This is a genomic window from Pantoea sp. nfd-35 (assembly GCF_056892255.1).
The window spans coordinates 3,262,386-3,277,514 of sequence record NZ_CP122403.1; the positions used below are offsets into that span (position 1 = coordinate 3,262,386).

The following is a 15,129-nucleotide window of genomic DNA, read 5'->3' on the forward strand; positions in this document are numbered from 1 at the left end:
ATTTGTAGAGAGTAGAAATGAATTTAGGGTCAGGCTGACGTTAATGCGCAGGGGGCCAAACACAACGGACCAATCTGGTTGCATACGCAACACGCACAGGCATTTGAGAGATAAAATGACCAGGTTAAGCCTTCAATTTCGCGCTGACAGGCATTTATGTCCGAAACGACTTAAAAAAACCTGTCAGGGTTCAGCACAGTATCTCCGTTTGTCGCCACATCCGGCCTTGAACCGGCCAGAGTCTCTCCCCTTCAGGTTCCTGTGCTCATGCCATCTCTACCGCTTAATGGACCTGACTGATTGTTTTTTTCCTCAGAGATTTGTTGCCTTGTGGCTCAGGATGGATAAGATCGGCTGACTTAAAACGGTGGTGATAATGATAAAGCTCTTCTCAAAATACTTCTCGGTTGGGATCCTCAACACATTGATTCACTGGGGCATATTCTCGATCCTTTATGCAACAGGCTCCTCACAAACCCTCGCGAATTTTGGGGCTTTTTGTGTTGCTGTAACGTTTTCATTCTTTGTAAATGCAAAGTGGACATTTAATGCAGAAGCATCAACGATTCGTTACATGATATATGTCCTGTTTATGGGATCCGTCGCCTCACTGGTGGGGTGGATTTCGGATAAAAGCATGCTTCAGCCGCTTTACACGCTGATCATCTTCTCTTTCATCAGCCTCATTTGTGGCTTTTTATATTCAAAGTACATCGTTTTCAGAGATGCCAGATGAAAATATCGCTGATTGTTCCTGTTCTTAATGAAGAAGACGCTATTCCCGTGTTTTATAAAACGGTGCGTGAATTTGAGGCGTTGAAACAGCACACCATTGAAATCGTTTTTATAAATGACGGCAGTAAAGATGCAACAGAATCTATTATCAATGCGCTTTCGGTTTCAGATCCTCTGGTCGTGCCGCTGTCCCTTACCCGCAACTTTGGTAAAGAACCTGCTCTTTTCGCGGGATTAGAGCATGCTACGGGTGATGCTGTTATCCCTATTGATGTTGATTTACAAGATCCCATTAACGTCATTCCTTTATTGATTGAAAAATGGCAGGCAGGTGCGGATATTGTTCTGGCTAAGCGCATCGACAGGTCTACTGATGGGCACCTGAAAAGGAAGACGGCGGAATGGTTTTACACCTTACATAATAAAATCAGTAACCCGAAAATTGAAGAAAATGTAGGTGACTTTCGCCTGATGTCACGGGACGTGGTTGAGAATATTAAGAAGATGCCAGAGCGGAACCTCTTCATGAAAGGGATTCTTTCATGGGTTGGCGGCAAGACGGAGGTAATTGAGTATGCCAGAGCCGAGCGTATCGCTGGCGATTCAAAGTTTAATAGCTGGAAGCTGTGGAACCTGGCTCTTGAAGGCATAACCAGTTTCTCAACCTTTCCGCTACGTATGTGGACGTATATTGGCCTGCTCGTGGCGAGCTTCGCGTTTTTGTATGGCGCATGGATGATCGTGGATAAAATCTGGTTTGGCAACAGTGTTCCCGGTTACCCTTCGCTTTTAGTATCAATACTCTTTCTTGGTGGCGTTCAGCTCATTGGTATCGGTGTATTGGGCGAGTATATCGGAAGAATATACATAGAGAGTAAGAACCGACCACGTTACATCATTAAAAAGTGAGATGGAATTTCGAATGATTTGTAAAAATGATAAAAAAATGCTCGCCCTGTATGCAGGTTTGGCGTTGCTATTCATCTATCCTTTGATTCAGGCGGGCGTATTTTATCGGGACGATTTAGACAGAGCGATTACAGGCCAATATGGCTGGCGTGGACTAGGTCGGCCGATGGCCGATATCCTAATGAAAATATTATCCGCGAGCGGCCACTATAATCTTGATCTGTTCCCTTACACCATGATCGCATCATGTCTCTTCATCGGTGCCGCATCACTGATGTTGAGTAAGCACCTTGTCAAAATGGATGTCCCCAATGAAAAGCTGGTCGCAGCCCTTCTGATCTTCAACCCCTTTTTTTTGCAGAACATAGCTTATCGATACGATTCCCTGGGCATGTCCATCGCTTTTTTTCTTGCTGTGGCCGCTTATACCTACAGCAGCAGCAGTCAGATACGAGAATATTCAGTTAAAGTGATTGCAGGCGTATTATCACTTACGCTGTATCAGCCTTGTGCCAATATTTTCATCGCCTTACTTGCCATTGACATTGTCATTCTGGCTGTCAAAAGCGAATTAACTGTGGCTGGGATGTTTAAAACCATAGTCAATAAAGCATCATTATTTATTGGTTTTTTTCTAGTTTACATGCTTTTTTTTGCATCTAAAAAGAACTCCCGCGCAGAGCTTATTCACCCAAACCAAGAGGGATTCGCGCATCTTTTGAACACAGTCGTTGCGCTAAAAGAATTAATCCTCTCCTACTTTTACGGTCCGGTTTATATTTACTTTCTTATTCCTGTCGTAATCGCATTTTTGCTGATGTTATATAAATTTCGGCAGCAAAAGAGCAAAAGCCTTGCTGTAATACTTTACTGTACAGTCGCATTTTTCATCTTCCTTGTGTCGCTTATGGGGCCCACCATTTTACTTGTGGATGCGCCTGTTGCCCCCCGCGCCATTGTTTCTTTTTCTACTTTGTTGGTCATGATTGCGGTTCCTGTTGTCTTTTTTTCGCCGCGTCTCAGATATATATCGCTCATCCCTGTCATTACCGCCATCGCATTTAGCGCTCAATTGAGCAGCGCGCTTAAGTCACAGCGGGAATATGAAGACCTTATCTTCAACATGGTTACTCGGGATCTTATCAATATAAAGAACATCCACTCAATAGGTACTGTGGGTCAAATCAACATTGATGAACGAGCAAAGCTTTTAATGGAAAATAAACCGCTGATAGGACATTTTCTTAGCCCTGCCTCTCAGTTTTTGGCCTCTTTCCAGCTAATCAATAAAGGGTTTACCCAAACCACGCACGGTTACGGCAATGAAGACGACAATCATCAACTGCTGCAAAAAATGCTGCAAAAGGGCATAAACCCTGTCATTGCCAATTCGGCGTACTCTCTCTACGTTGAGGACGGAACTGCCATTGTGAAGCTGGGGGGCGGTGCTCAGTAATGTTGGATGGTTAATCCCTTCCCCATAGCCGATTAGGGCTGTGGGGAAGAACCGAGCGATGCTGTATCTGATATCCTGCAGGCGGCGCCGATCGTCATATTCGCCTTCGTGAATTTATCTTCACAGGTCAGACAATTAATCCGATGGTCAATTCATGCCACTACCTTTCTGGAAGGCAGCATTTGAGATCGCGTACCTGCGGCAACGTTACCGGCCAAAGCCCTCAGCTCAGGCCTCACGACGCGTATTGATGAACGATTCGCCGGAAAGACACCTGTTCATCAGGACGCGCTCAGGTTGTTGATAAGATATGGCTAATATCGGGGTGTATGAGTCAGAAGGGAGCAGGTCAAACTGGCAGCAATGTCTCTGACGAAAATTTTTGCCTTAAGATTGTTTTTGCGTGCACCTGTTGACCCCACGGCATTTACAGTAAAAGGTGTGGTTGACTCCAGACGGCAAGTCAGTGCTTTTTTTTCTGCGGCAGCATTCTCTCGGGCAACACTTGTCAATGCCTGTGATAACGCGAAAGGCATCTGTTTGCTCAGTGACCTAAGCTGAGATTTAAGGTCTTTTAAAGCGGCCATAAACCCTCAGTTTTACTGCTTTGACAATCCACAAAAAAGCTATTTAGGCTGTCTGAATGAGTTCATTTCCACGATTCATCTGTGTGACACCATTATTCATGGCGTTGATGAGGTTGATTTTAAGCACGAAAAAATGTAGAAGATTAGCGTCCTATATAAGCTGTCAGAAAATATAGGACGCTTAGTTCTAATAAAATCCTAATGACAAATTAATTCTGCCACTTTTCAATTATTACATTAACTGTGCCTGAGTTATCTGCTCGCTGCCAATCTTGAAGATACAAATCAAAACCACCACCTTGTGGAAATGCATGGATGAGCGATGAAGCCTGAAGCCCGTCATTATTCAAACCATAAAAACTTACAGCAGCGGTTTTATCTGTAGTTGTCGTACGATCATAGGTCATTAATGCAGCGGATTTAGAATTCGTATTTCCTGACTGGCCAGTAGCATAATCTACCCCAGCTGAATTCGGGTCAATACGGAAGCGATAAACACCTGAAGCCACATTAGTTTCATTGTAAACACTACCACCGGGGATTGTATTATTAAACCCATCCAATGAAACAGTTTTATAAGGCTGCCAGTCAGCCATAGCTGAAAAAGATGCGATCACAGAAACTGCTACGATAGAGGCTTTTACTAATTTAAACATGATTTAATTTCCTTTGGTGAGTTAACTAGCCTCTTATATATATCGACATTAAACTCAGTTGTTAAGCTGACAAATTTTACTGGTCAACTACACAACAAAACACCATTTTGGACTCGGAAATCCTAAAAGTGGCATGTACGTATCATCACTTCTTTGCTCTGCCCTAAAACCGTGCGCCTTTTTTGGCGAAAGCTGATGCCGCCCAAAAAAAAGCCAACGTCAGCTTCGGCAAGGTGCGCATGGTCTGGATTGTGCAGCCGCCCTTCTGGGCTAACTATCTGATCCTGAACTCAATTGTCTGTTTTCATTTGCCGGAGTGAGAGATATATGGCTTGAATTCCTCCATTAGCTCAATGGGTGGCATTGGTCGGCCATTCACTGCAATCTCTGGCAAATGTTACTTAAGTAGAATTACGACAATAAAAAACCGCCCGGAGGCGGCTTGACTGCTGTCATTTTTTTTCAAGCGATTCCGCTATTCGACGCAGATATTCGTTGTTTTTGAACGATACCATGATGCTCTCGAAGAAAACCCTCGCAAATACAGCCATCAATAGAAGTATTAATCCCGCTCCATTGACGCCTCTTGTGAAGAAAGTAATCACAGCAGCAATCGAGAGTAACGCAACTGTAACAAGGTAAAGAGCAGTGATAATTTTTGGCGTAATTAACTTATCGAATCCAAACATTAAATAATCTTCCTGATTAAAAGAGGAATAATCCTAATGTGTGTGGCATTATATTTCAACCTATCATCATCTGGCGCAGTCGTAAATGCGCCTTGTATAGTCTGCATTTACCTCTACCCTTTCGTTGCGCTCTGGTCTAATGTCGATGATAACTTCCGCAATGTCTGGTTTTGTGAGGTTTTCACTGCCAATCTTACGGGCGGTGTTATCGCTATACCCAGCCCAAATAGCAGCTTGCGTAGCGTTCAAATCGATGAGGTACTCGCGACAGAACGTTTCTTGTTTATCGGTGAGTGCCACTTTAATTCCAAGGATTGAATATGTCTGATGTAATTAAGCGCACGTCTAAAAACGCCGGTGATGCGGGTGAGTACTATGTTGCTTATATGCTATCAAGACTGGGCATTAGTGCGGCACTAACTACCAGTGGATCAAGTGCAGTTGATATTATTGCCACTATTGATGGCTCTAAAAGCATCAGCATTCAGGTTAAAGGCTCATGGGCCAGAAGCGCTCCACGTCAATGGACAGTCGGAAATCATAGGCCAATCGTATCGCCGGATTTTTTTTACGTTTTATGCAATATGTCTGAAGATATCGGAAACAATGCCGCTCCAGAGATATTTGTCGTCCCGAGCGCATCCATAAACGATACTTCGACCTGGCACCACAAAGTTCCTTTATTCAAAATAGCTAAAGGCGAGGACGAAAGGTTTAAGGACAGATGGGATTTTATCTTGAATGCTCTTGAGGCATGAGTCGCCAGCTTTCGGCTCCGTTTGGAAATATTTCAATATACATACCACCACCATCCGAAAGTTTGTATGACTTTTCTTTTGGCTTCGCAGAGTCGATTTGGCGGGCTGTTAGCTTCATTTGGGGGCATCATTTCCATTGAACCTGTCGATGCCCCCTGTCGTGCCCCCATATTGGATAAGAACGCAATAGGTGACCTTGGCCCGAAATGGACCAGCTAAAAGATTTATATTCTGATTTTTAAGGAAAAAGTAGACTTTAAGGAATGCAAATAGAAGAGAAGGTGGCGCGCCCTACAGGATTCGAACCTGTGACCTACGGCTTAGAAGGCCGGTGCTCTATCCAGCTGAGCTAAGGGCGCGGAGAGGTTGGGTCGAATTATACGGTTGAACGCTGTTACGTCAACGTTTTTGCCGCTGAGGGGCGGCGAGTGCCCAGGTAATAACCAATTTGCGCTAATGACGGTCGCGCCAGGCGCTGAGGGAGACCAGATTGCTTGCTTCTGTCGTTTCCCCTTCCAGCTCAACGCCCTGCTGCGTGACGCGCGCGTTGTATTGCTCGCGAAGCGCATTCAGCTCCTGGCTGTCGGGCTCTAACTGGCGCAAAAAGCCCAGTGCCAGCAACAGTTGCTGTCGGGTAAGCGTGGCAGAGAAACCTGCCCGGGTTAGCACGCTGTGCCAGCGCCAGGTATTTTCATCGCTGCCATCCACAATCAGCACCTGCCAAATCAGCAAAACTGCCGCGCCGTTGTTTAAGTGCGCTTCGTTATCACCCGCGATGTAATCAGTAAACTCTTTCGCCGCCTCTTTACCCATCTGCGACAACATCGATTCAATATGAACCGGCGGCAGTTGCAGGCGCTTGCTGAGTGCCTGTGCGGCATGGCGTGAACCGGCGGTCAGCAACTGAAATCCTACAACAAATACAACAGCCAGAGTGGCAAGCATTAACCAAATCATCACGTCATCCAGTAAGGTCCCTGTCTGGCATCATAAGCGTTAACCCACACTTTCGTCACGGCGAAATGTCGTAAACCAACCTGCTGCAAGAATCTCTACCTGACAGCCGGACGTGCTTCTGACAAAATAGGCGCCATTCCCGACTTAAACTCAACACAGTGGATTTACGCTCTGATGGCAGCAAAAATTATTGACGGTAAAACGATTGCGCAGCAGGTACGGCTTGAGGTTGCAGAAAAAGTGAAGCAACGTCTGGCAGCCGGTAAACGTGCTCCGGGTCTGGCAGTCGTTCTGGTGGGTGAAAACCCTGCATCGCAGATCTACGTCGGCAGTAAGCGTCGTGCCTGTGAAGAAGTGGGCTTTATCTCCCGCTCTTACGATCTGCCCGCCACCACCAGCGAAGCCGAGTTGCTGCAGCTGATCGATAAACTTAACAGCGACAACGAGATTGACGGCATTCTGGTGCAGCTGCCGCTCCCGGCAGGCATTGATAACGTCAAAATCCTGGAGCGCATTACGCCCGATAAAGACGTAGACGGCTTCCATCCCTATAATGTCGGTCGCCTGTGCCAGCGCGCACCAAAGCTGCGCCCTTGTACACCACGCGGCATCGTCACGCTGCTGGAGCGCTACAACATTGATGCCTACGGCCTGAATGCCGTCGTGGTGGGCGCCTCAAACATTGTGGGGCGTCCAATGAGCATGGAGCTGCTGTTAGCGGGCTGCACCACGACCGTAACGCACCGCTTTACTCGCGATCTGCGCCATCACGTTGAGCACGCCGATCTGCTGATCGTCGCGGTAGGCAAGCCCAACTTTATTCCAGGTGACTGGATTAAGCCGGGCGCTATTGTTATCGACGTCGGGATTAACCGTCTGGAAAGCGGCAAAGTCGTCGGTGATGTGGATTTTGATGCTGCCGCTGAGCGTGCCGCTTATATCACGCCCGTTCCCGGCGGCGTTGGGCCGATGACGGTCGCAACCTTAATCGAAAATACCTTACAGGCATGTGAAGAGTTTCACGATGGGGAGCAGGCATAATGGCGACGTTTTCTTTAGGTAAATTCCCACACGTTGATCTCTGCGATCTGCTGAAACTGGAAGGTTGGGTGGAAAGCGGCGCGCAGGCCAAAGTCGTGATTAGTGAAGGTGAAGTGCGGGTGGATGGGGAAGTTGAAACCCGTAAGCGCTGCAAAATCGTTCAGGGGCAAACGGTGGAGTTTGCCGGACAGCGCATCACTGTCGTTGCCTGATCGTCAGGTGCCCTGTCCCCGGGGCACCTTAAATCCTTTCTTCCCCAACTATCCGCGTTTCCCCGTTAATCTGCTCCAGCTCAATGTGATTCACTTCTGCATGCTGCGCGATCAGTGCGGCCAGCTTCGGTGAGTGACTGGTGATCCACAGCTGACTAAACTGGCTGGCTTCAGCAATCAGCGCCGCCAGCGCCGGGAGCAAATCCTCATGCAGGCTGTTCTCGGGTTCGTTGAGCGCCATAAAGGCAGGCGGGCGGGGGCTGAGCAGTGCAACCACGAGGCACAGAAAGCGCAGCGTCCCGTCAGAGAACTCGGCGCTTTCCAGCGGGCGCATAATGCCCTGTCGCCGCATCAGCATCTGGAAACGGCCGTTCTGGACATCCACCTGAAATTCGGTATCAGGGAAGGCTTTCGCTGTCACCTTGTAGAGCAGCTCATGATGACCCCGCTCGACAATGGTTGCCCATGCCGCCGCGAGGTTAGCGCCATCGTGCGCCAGAATGGGCGCGCGCACGCCAATTTGCGGCGCACGAATCGGCGAACCGGGCCAGACGGCAAACTCGTGATAGAAGCGCCACTGGCGCAGACGTTCACGCATCTGAGAAAGCTCGGGATAGCGGTGCGGCTCACCGAGCTGACCAAACAGGGACTCTTCGGGATGCAATACGGCGGGATAGCTTACGCGCTCCCCTTCTACATTATGCAAAAAGGCGGTCTGGTTCGTGCGCTGCATGATGCAGGAAGAGGGACGCCGCTGCTGACCACTCAGCCAGATACGTTCTTCTTTGACCAGCGGATCGAGGTTAAACAGGCTGGTCTCAAGCTTCTGAGGAAACCCCACCGCAAGCTCAAAATCCATGTCGTCCATCAGGACCGAGAGGATGAGTCGGCTGGCATCCTGACGACGAGCGCTGCGATGCAGTTCCCCTGCCCACATGACCTTTTGAATACCGCCCTCTTCTGCCAGCGCTAACGCCAGGCGACCATTGGCGGCCTCGTGCAACAAGCGCACGGCCTTATAAAGGTTGGATTTACCACAGCCATTAGGCCCGCTTACCACGTTCAGTTGCTGAAGCGGCAGGATCAGATCGCGTACCGAGCGGAAACCGCGAAGGTGAATCTGTTTTATCGTCATAAACAAAAAAGGGCGATGGCTCGCCCTCTCCTGTGTTGCCCGTTATTTACGTCGCCAGCTGGAGCCCTGAGGGCCATCTTCGACAATCACGCCAAGCGCGTTCAGCTTGTCGCGGGCTACGTCAGCCTGCGCCCAGTCTTTTGCCGCGCGTGCGTCGGCACGGGCTTTCACCCAGCGTTCGATTTCTGCCACTTCTTCATCGTTGCCCTGCGCACTGCTTTGCAGAAACACTTCTGGCTCCTGCTGCAGAATGCCCAGCACGTTGGCAATTTCACGTAGCTTTGCCGCCAGCGCATTGGCTGCCGTCATGTCTTCGCCTTTGAGACGGTTCACTTCACGCGCCATGTCGAACAGCACGGAATAGGCTTCCGGAGTGTTAAAATCATCGTCCATCGCCTCGCGGAAACGGGCCTCGAAGGCTTCACCGCCGTCGGCAACCGCGTTGCGATCGGTATGTCGCAGCGCGGTATAAAGACGTTCCAGCGCCGCACGTGCCTGGTTCAGGTTATCTTCGCCATAGTTAAGCTGGCTACGATAGTGGCCGGACATCAGGAAATAGCGCACGGTTTCGGCATCATAATGCTGCAGTACGTCGCGCACGGTGAAAAAGTTATTCAGCGACTTCGACATCTTCTCACGATCGATCATCACCATGCCTGAATGCATCCAGTAGTTCACATAGGGACCATCATGGGCGCAGGTAGACTGGGCGATTTCGTTTTCGTGATGTGGGAACATCAGGTCAGATCCGCCGCCGTGGATGTCGAAATGCGCGCCAAGCTGTTTGCAGTTCATGGCTGAACACTCAATATGCCAGCCCGGGCGCCCCTGGCCCCACGGTGAAGGCCATGAGGGTTCGTCCGCTTTAGACATCTTCCACAGCACGAAATCCATGGGATTACGCTTCACATCCGCCACTTCAACGCGGGCGCCGGCCTGAAGCTGGTCCAAATCCTGACGCGACAGCGCACCGTAATCCACATCGCTCAGCACATCAAACATGACATCGCCGTTTTCCGCCACATAGGCATGACCGCGGGCAATCAGCTTTTCCACCAGCTCGACGATTTCCGGAATATGGCGCGTGGCGCGCGGTTCCCGATCTGGCGGCAAAATGCCCAGCGCATCAAAATCGCTGTGCATCTCGGCAATCATGCGATTGGTCAGGGTTTCGATGCTCTCGCCGTTCTCGTTGGCACGCTTGATAATTTTGTCGTCGATATCGGTAATATTGCGCACGTAATTTACGTCAAAACCGACGTAACGCAGATAGCGCGATACCACATCAAACGCCACAAACGTGCGCCCGTGCCCAATGTGACAGAGGTCATACACCGTGATGCCGCAGACATACATGCCGATTTTGCCAGCATGAATAGGGGTAAATTCCTCTTTTTGTCGACTCAGGGTGTTATAAATCTTCAGCATTGGGGTTTCCGTAGTAAGCGTGCGTAACGCACCGTTTTAAGTATCCTGATATTGTGCCGTATTTTTATCTGTCACGCGATGCAAAGCAAGCCAACTGCGCAGCCTGGCTGACGTATTATCGGAAATTATGATATAAGAACGTTCGAGAAAAAGGCGTGTGCATCCTAACCGCGCACCCTATGCTACTGACGACAACCTTTACAGGACGAAAAAAATGGTAACTTTCCAGACTAACCATGGCGATATCGTGATCAAGACCTTCGATGACAAAGCGCCCGCAACCGTAAAGAACTTCCTGGATTACTGCCGTGAAGGTTTCTACGACAACACCATTTTTCACCGTGTGATTAACGGCTTTATGATTCAGGGTGGCGGTTTTGAACCCGGCATGAAGCAGAAAGCCACCAAAGAAGAGATCCGTAACGAAGCCAACAACGGTCTGAAAAACACCAAAGGTACGCTGGCGATGGCGCGGACTTCTGCCCCGCACTCTGCGACCGCACAGTTTTTCATTAACGTGGCTGACAATGACTTCCTGAACTTTCGTGACGAAAGCCTGCAGGGCTGGGGTTACTGTGTGTTTGCAGAAGTGGTTGAAGGTATGGATGTGGTTGAGAAAATCAAAGCCGTTTCAACCGGCCGCAGCGGTATGCATCAGGACGTGCCGAAAGACGACGTTGTGATCCAGAAAGTGACCGTCAGCGAGTAATGCCGCGCACGCTGTTTATCGCAGATCTTCATCTGTGTCAGGAAGAACCGGCGATCACCGCCGGTTTTCTGCATTTTTTACAGCACGAAGCCCCACACTGCGACGCGCTCTATATTCTCGGCGATCTGTTTGAAGCCTGGATAGGCGATGACGATCCCAATCCCCTGCATCAACAGGTTGCTGATGCCCTTCGATCCGTGCCTGTTCCGGTGTACTTTATTCATGGCAATCGCGATTTCTTAATCGGTCAACGTTTCGCCCGCGCCAGCGGCATGACGCTGTTGCCTGAAGCGCGCGTGCTGACGCTTTACGGCCATCGAGTGCTGATTATGCACGGCGATACGCTGTGTACCGACGATGTGGGTTACCTGCAGTTCCGCGCTAAAGTCCACAACCCCTGGATTCAACGTCTGTTCCTGGCGTTGCCACTGTTTATTCGCAAACGCATCGCAGAACGTATGCGCGCCAACAGTAAACAGGCCAATCAGCATAAGTCGCTGGAGATTATGGATGTGAATCAACAGGCCGTGATCGATGCCATGCTTCAGCATAAGGTGCCACTGCTGATTCATGGGCATACGCACCGTCCCGCAATTCACGATCTGCCGCTGAATGGTGTAAACGCTCAGCGTGCCGTATTAGGGGCCTGGCACAGTCGGGGATCCATGATTCAACTCGATGCCAGCGGCATTCAGCTGATCGATTTCGACTTCTGACAGGGCGAATCGCTTAGCTTCTCATCCAGGAAGGGATGGGGATAGTCTGCACCAAATTGTTCACGCCATGTGCGCTCAATTCGTGCTCTGTCCGTCTGGATGATCGCTTCCCGCGCCAGGTATGCCATGGCTTCATGCGCATGACGCAACGCTGCAGCCTGGTACGCATCCGGCCAGGCGACAGACAACATGCCCAGCGCCTTAAGTAACCGTAACTGCACTTCTTTTATCGCCGCGCCGTCTCGCGCGACAGGTGAGAAAAAATCATCGAATAATGCGTCTACTGACAAGGGCGCGACGTGAATGGCGGGATAGATCACCGTTGGCACCGCACATTCGCGTGCAAAGCAGGAGAGTATTCTGACGGCTCGCCCGATCACATCGATAGCGGTGCCAGGGTCATTAGTCGCAGGCGACAGCGCACGCGAGGCGATTTCTGCCATCACACACAGGCAAAAACGTGGATCCTGGGCGAAAGTGCGAGACGCGGCTATTGTCAGGGCAGACAACATCAGTTTGCGTTGCTCCGCAGGCAGGGCGTGGGTGACATACATGACCGGGCGGGCGGGATGAACAAAAAATCCGGGTTGCGCGACCAGGTAAACATGTACAGGACTGTCTGTCATCGCCTTATGTAACCTGTCCATATCAATATGCTGAACATAGCCAATAGCGTCCGAATAGACAGCAAACGTGCCCGCAGGTTGACGATCGCTTTCCCGCCAGGGCCTGGCGCCGAAACAAGGGGATTGAGCACGCGCGCTAAAAACATCAAGCGCCATGCGTTCCACACGTGAGGTCGTTTCATCTACGCTGCCAAGCGAGGTGAGATGGTGAATCCAGCGCAGAAGCGTCACCAGAATTAATGCAATGACCACCAGCGTGACCGCAAACAGGATCACTCGCCCCTGTTCACCATAAGCCCCCATATTCAGTGCGATGATGCCGACCAGACTAAACAGGAATGAGCCAATAAAGGTCGCGAGAACATTTTGTGTTGTACTGTCTTCAACGACCAGTTTCGTGGCGCGCGGCGTAACATGGGTAGTTGCTGAACCAAACGCCGTTACCATCGTACTCAAGGAAAACGTGGTGACCGCCAGCATGCTGGACGCCAGAATATTCAGGATATTGTCCACTGCGTCAGCACCCACCTTTACCGAAACCGAGGGGGGAATTGCAGATTTAAAGACAATGGAGGCCAGGGCGCTGACAACCGCAGCAAGGGCAAATAAAGTTGCCCTGAACCACAGTTTTCTGCCTGCTTGTCTGAAAATAAGTTGCCAGCGTGAAATCATCCTGTTCCTCTTTCTGTCAGTTAACGTCATCCCTTACCAACCGGGTGCAGCGCGGCTTATCATGTCAGTCACCTTGCAACTCTGTTAACTAAAGTTCAGCGTTTCTTGCGCGTCAACGTCAGAGAACAGAATGTCGATAAAACCCTGCCAGCGCGACGTGTAATCCCGACGCAACCGTTTTCCTTGCGCCCTTCTCATGCTATTCTCTTTGCCCTTCAAAACCTGTCCGCCTGGTCAGGTGTGTTTTCATTCACAGGAGTTGACCGCATGTCGTCGAATGCCGCCCCGGCCCGCATCGCTGTTGTTATGGGTTCCAAAAGTGACTGGTCCACCATGCAGTTCGCTGCGGAAATCCTCTCCAGCCTGGACGTGCCCTTCCATGTGGAAGTGGTCTCAGCGCACCGTACCCCGGACAAGCTGTTTAGCTTTGCCGAAACGGCTGCAGATAACGGCTTTCAGGTCATCATTGCCGGTGCCGGTGGCGCGGCGCACCTGCCTGGCATGCTGGCGGCAAAAACCCTGCTGCCGGTGCTGGGCGTGCCGGTACAGAGCGCAGCGCTGAGCGGCGTTGACAGCCTCTACTCTATTGTGCAAATGCCGCGCGGTATTCCGGTCGGCACGCTGGCAATCGGTAAAGCCGGTGCCGCCAATGCGGCACTGCTGGCCGCGCAGATTCTGGCGATTCACGACAGCGCGCTGTCATCTCGTCTGGCCGCCTGGCGTCAGGCACAGACCGATGAGGTGCTGGATAATCCGGATCCGCGGGAGGACGCATGAAGCCGGTTTGCGTACTGGGTAACGGTCAGCTTGGCCGCATGTTGCGCCAGGCGGGCGAGCCGATGGGCATTGCCGTTCATCCAGTGGGGCTGGATGCCGATCCCGCCGCCCTGCCTATCGCCGAAAGCGTGATTACGGCCGAAATCGAGCGTTGGCCCGAAACCGCTCTGACGCGCGAGCTGGCGAATCATCCGGCCTTTGTGAACCGCGATATTTTTCCGCGTCTGGCCGATCGCCTGACGCAAAAGCAACTGCTGGACGAGCTTAATCTGGCGACTGCGCCCTGGCAGTTGCTGGCGGATAAAAGCGAGTGGCCTGCGGTTTTCTCTCGGCTGGGTGAACTGGCGATTGTTAAACGCCGCACCGGGGGTTACGACGGTCGCGGTCAGTGGCGTTTACGGGCCAGCGAAACGGCCACGTTACCCGACGACTGCTATGGCGAGTGCATCGTCGAACAGGGCATTCACTTTTCAGGTGAAGTGTCGCTGGTCGGCGCGCGCGGCCACGACGGCAGCACCGTGTTTTATCCCCTGACACATAATCTGCACGAAGAAGGCATTCTGCGGACCAGCGTCGCTTTTCCCCAGGCAGATGTGGAACAGCAGCAGCAGGCCGAAGGAATGCTGGGCGCGATCCTTCACGCGCTTGACTACGTTGGCGTGATGGCGATGGAATGTTTTGTGACGCCTCAGGGTCTGTTGATTAATGAGCTGGCGCCGCGTGTGCATAACAGTGGACACTGGACGCAGAACGGCGCCTCGATTAGCCAGTTCGAACTGCATCTGCGCGCGATTTTGGGGCTGGCGTTGCCCCAGCCGGTCGTCATTGCGCCCTCGGTCATGATCAACCTGATTGGCACCGATGTGAATCCAGACTGGCTACAGCAGCCGCTTGTCCATCTGCACTGGTATGACAAAGCGGTTCGGCAAGGTCGCAAGGTGGGCCATCTGAACCTCACCGACAGCGATCAGCCCCGACTCAAAGCTGCACTGCATGCGCTGTTGCCCCTGCTGCCGGCTGAATATGCCAGTGGTATTCGCTGGGCCACAGACAAGCTTTAAGACGG

General features: G+C 51.0%; 17 protein-coding genes, 1 tRNA gene and 2 pseudogenes. 11 read left to right on the top strand and 9 right to left on the bottom strand.

Translation table 11 applies throughout. The annotated features are described in order from the left end of the window. Window positions 1-376 precede the first annotated feature (376 nt). Genes P9J57_RS15210 through P9J57_RS15220 form a run of 3 tightly spaced genes read left to right on the top strand, consistent with a single transcriptional unit; the run spans window position 377 to window position 3,100 of the window. Window positions 377-736: a GtrA family protein gene (locus tag P9J57_RS15210; protein ID WP_022622579.1), complete on the top strand. Its 360-nt coding sequence runs from the start codon at window positions 377-379 to the stop codon at window positions 734-736. Then, the gene (locus tag P9J57_RS15215; protein ID WP_013024957.1) at window positions 733-1,644 is read left to right on the top strand and encodes a glycosyltransferase family 2 protein; all 912 of its coding nucleotides are present in this window, start codon (window positions 733-735) and stop codon (window positions 1,642-1,644) included. Before P9J57_RS15210 ends, P9J57_RS15215 begins: the two co-directional genes overlap by 4 nt. A gap of 13 nt (window positions 1,645-1,657) precedes the next feature. Beyond that, window positions 1,658-3,100, top strand: coding sequence for a glucosyltransferase domain-containing protein (locus tag P9J57_RS15220; protein ID WP_022622580.1), 1,443 nt, complete (start codon window positions 1,658-1,660; stop codon window positions 3,098-3,100). Between the two features lie 796 nt (window positions 3,101-3,896). Here the strand turns inward: P9J57_RS15220 and P9J57_RS15225 are convergent. Beyond that, window positions 3,897-4,343 (bottom strand): hypothetical protein, encoded by a 447-nt coding sequence (locus P9J57_RS15225; RefSeq protein ID WP_013024955.1) that lies wholly within the window; start codon window positions 4,341-4,343, stop codon window positions 3,897-3,899. Between the two features lie 182 nt (window positions 4,344-4,525). Here P9J57_RS15225 and P9J57_RS15230 point away from each other — a divergent pair, with 182 nt between their 5' ends. Next, complete coding sequence (locus tag P9J57_RS15230; RefSeq protein ID WP_155250602.1) at window positions 4,526-4,663, top strand: hypothetical protein; 138 nt, start codon at window positions 4,526-4,528, stop codon at window positions 4,661-4,663. 132 nt (window positions 4,664-4,795) lie between these two features. Here P9J57_RS15230 and P9J57_RS15235 read toward each other — a convergent pair whose 3' ends face one another. Continuing rightward, complete coding sequence (locus tag P9J57_RS15235; protein ID WP_024471184.1) at window positions 4,796-5,032, bottom strand: DUF4282 domain-containing protein; 237 nt, start codon at window positions 5,030-5,032, stop codon at window positions 4,796-4,798. Between the two features lie 87 nt (window positions 5,033-5,119). Then, a pseudogene (locus tag P9J57_RS15240) lies at window positions 5,120-5,332 on the bottom strand (terminase small subunit); the annotation flags it as partial. Between the two features lie 20 nt (window positions 5,333-5,352). Here P9J57_RS15240 and P9J57_RS15245 point away from each other — a divergent pair. Next, the gene (locus tag P9J57_RS15245; RefSeq protein ID WP_024471185.1) at window positions 5,353-5,790 is read left to right on the top strand and encodes a hypothetical protein; all 438 of its coding nucleotides are present in this window, start codon (window positions 5,353-5,355) and stop codon (window positions 5,788-5,790) included. On the opposite strand, the pseudogene P9J57_RS15250 reads toward P9J57_RS15245, so the two are convergent. The 3 genes and pseudogenes from P9J57_RS15250 to P9J57_RS15260 all read right to left on the bottom strand — a co-directional run. Further along, window positions 5,789-5,908, bottom strand: a pseudogene (locus tag P9J57_RS15250) (Arm DNA-binding domain-containing protein); the annotation flags it as partial. The gene P9J57_RS15245 and the pseudogene P9J57_RS15250 overlap by 2 nt on opposite strands. Before the next feature lie 164 nt (window positions 5,909-6,072). Next, window positions 6,073-6,149 (bottom strand) — tRNA-Arg (locus P9J57_RS15255). A gap of 94 nt (window positions 6,150-6,243) precedes the next feature. Next, window positions 6,244-6,747 carry a DUF1198 family protein gene (locus P9J57_RS15260; protein ID WP_014593114.1) on the bottom strand — a complete coding sequence of 168 codons (504 nt, stop codon included), beginning with the start codon at window positions 6,745-6,747 and terminating at the stop codon, window positions 6,244-6,246. A gap of 174 nt (window positions 6,748-6,921) precedes the next feature. On the opposite strand from P9J57_RS15260, the gene folD reads away from it, so the two are divergent. Both folD and ybcJ read left to right on the top strand, forming a co-directional pair. Next, the gene (gene folD / locus P9J57_RS15265; protein WP_014593113.1) at window positions 6,922-7,788 is read left to right on the top strand and encodes a bifunctional methylenetetrahydrofolate dehydrogenase/methenyltetrahydrofolate cyclohydrolase FolD; all 867 of its coding nucleotides are present in this window, start codon (window positions 6,922-6,924) and stop codon (window positions 7,786-7,788) included. Further along, a complete protein-coding gene (gene ybcJ / locus P9J57_RS15270) occupies window positions 7,788-8,000 on the top strand; it encodes a ribosome-associated protein YbcJ (protein WP_013024949.1) in 213 nt (70 codons plus the stop codon). Before folD ends, ybcJ begins: the two co-directional genes overlap by 1 nt. 28 nt (window positions 8,001-8,028) lie before the next feature. Here the strand turns inward: ybcJ and P9J57_RS15275 are convergent, their stop codons facing one another. Next, entirely contained in the window at window positions 8,029-9,135 is a 1,107-nt protein-coding gene (locus P9J57_RS15275) for an AAA family ATPase (RefSeq protein ID WP_116584299.1), read from the bottom strand. Between the two features lie 42 nt (window positions 9,136-9,177). Then, window positions 9,178-10,563: a cysteine--tRNA ligase gene (gene cysS, locus P9J57_RS15280; RefSeq protein WP_014606408.1), complete on the bottom strand. Its 1,386-nt coding sequence runs from the start codon at window positions 10,561-10,563 to the stop codon at window positions 9,178-9,180. A 214-nt stretch (window positions 10,564-10,777) separates the two neighbouring features. On the opposite strand from cysS, the gene ppiB reads away from it, so the two are divergent. Beyond that, entirely contained in the window at window positions 10,778-11,272 is a 495-nt protein-coding gene (gene ppiB, locus P9J57_RS15285) for a peptidylprolyl isomerase B (protein ID WP_014593110.1), read from the top strand. Next, complete coding sequence (gene lpxH / locus P9J57_RS15290) at window positions 11,272-11,988, top strand: UDP-2,3-diacylglucosamine diphosphatase (protein ID WP_483279280.1); 717 nt, start codon at window positions 11,272-11,274, stop codon at window positions 11,986-11,988. Before ppiB ends, lpxH begins: the two co-directional genes overlap by 1 nt. On the opposite strand, the gene P9J57_RS15295 is transcribed toward lpxH, so the two are convergent. Beyond that, window positions 11,964-13,286: a DUF2254 domain-containing protein gene (locus P9J57_RS15295; RefSeq protein WP_072138617.1), complete on the bottom strand. Its 1,323-nt coding sequence runs from the start codon at window positions 13,284-13,286 to the stop codon at window positions 11,964-11,966. The genes lpxH and P9J57_RS15295 overlap by 25 nt on opposite strands. A gap of 267 nt (window positions 13,287-13,553) precedes the next feature. On the opposite strand from P9J57_RS15295, the gene purE reads away from it, so the two are divergent. Continuing rightward, on the top strand, window positions 13,554-14,063 hold the full coding sequence (gene purE / locus P9J57_RS15300; protein WP_014593107.1) for a 5-(carboxyamino)imidazole ribonucleotide mutase: 510 nt from the start codon (window positions 13,554-13,556) through the stop codon (window positions 14,061-14,063). Further along, entirely contained in the window at window positions 14,060-15,124 is a 1,065-nt protein-coding gene (gene purK, locus P9J57_RS15305) for a 5-(carboxyamino)imidazole ribonucleotide synthase (protein WP_014593106.1), read from the top strand. Before purE ends, purK begins: the two co-directional genes overlap by 4 nt. Window positions 15,125-15,129 lie beyond the last annotated feature (5 nt).

What these genes read in the sequence shown, in the direction of transcription:
- ppiB (WP_014593110.1), top strand. Translation starts at nt 10,778, where the DNA reads ATGGTAACTTTCCAGACTAACCATGGCGATATCGTGATCAAGACCTTC.
- P9J57_RS15260 (WP_014593114.1), bottom strand. Translation starts at nt 6,747, where the DNA reads ATGATTTGGTTAATGCTTGCCACTCTGGCTGTTGTATTTGTTGTAGGA.
- purE (WP_014593107.1), top strand. Translation starts at nt 13,554, where the DNA reads ATGTCGTCGAATGCCGCCCCGGCCCGCATCGCTGTTGTTATGGGTTCC.
- P9J57_RS15225 (WP_013024955.1), bottom strand. Translation starts at nt 4,343, where the DNA reads ATGTTTAAATTAGTAAAAGCCTCTATCGTAGCAGTTTCTGTGATCGCA.
- P9J57_RS15220 (WP_022622580.1), top strand. Translation starts at nt 1,658, where the DNA reads ATGATTTGTAAAAATGATAAAAAAATGCTCGCCCTGTATGCAGGTTTG.
- P9J57_RS15275 (WP_116584299.1), bottom strand. Translation starts at nt 9,135, where the DNA reads ATGACGATAAAACAGATTCACCTTCGCGGTTTCCGCTCGGTACGCGAT.
- P9J57_RS15235 (WP_024471184.1), bottom strand. Translation starts at nt 5,032, where the DNA reads ATGTTTGGATTCGATAAGTTAATTACGCCAAAAATTATCACTGCTCTT.
- purK (WP_014593106.1), top strand. Translation starts at nt 14,060, where the DNA reads ATGAAGCCGGTTTGCGTACTGGGTAACGGTCAGCTTGGCCGCATGTTG.
- ybcJ (WP_013024949.1), top strand. Translation starts at nt 7,788, where the DNA reads ATGGCGACGTTTTCTTTAGGTAAATTCCCACACGTTGATCTCTGCGAT.
- P9J57_RS15245 (WP_024471185.1), top strand. Translation starts at nt 5,353, where the DNA reads ATGTCTGATGTAATTAAGCGCACGTCTAAAAACGCCGGTGATGCGGGT.
- cysS (WP_014606408.1), bottom strand. Translation starts at nt 10,563, where the DNA reads ATGCTGAAGATTTATAACACCCTGAGTCGACAAAAAGAGGAATTTACC.
- P9J57_RS15210 (WP_022622579.1), top strand. Translation starts at nt 377, where the DNA reads ATGATAAAGCTCTTCTCAAAATACTTCTCGGTTGGGATCCTCAACACA.
- folD (WP_014593113.1), top strand. Translation starts at nt 6,922, where the DNA reads ATGGCAGCAAAAATTATTGACGGTAAAACGATTGCGCAGCAGGTACGG.
- P9J57_RS15295 (WP_072138617.1), bottom strand. Translation starts at nt 13,286, where the DNA reads ATGATTTCACGCTGGCAACTTATTTTCAGACAAGCAGGCAGAAAACTG.
- P9J57_RS15215 (WP_013024957.1), top strand. Translation starts at nt 733, where the DNA reads ATGAAAATATCGCTGATTGTTCCTGTTCTTAATGAAGAAGACGCTATT.
- lpxH (WP_483279280.1), top strand. Translation starts at nt 11,272, where the DNA reads ATGCCGCGCACGCTGTTTATCGCAGATCTTCATCTGTGTCAGGAAGAA.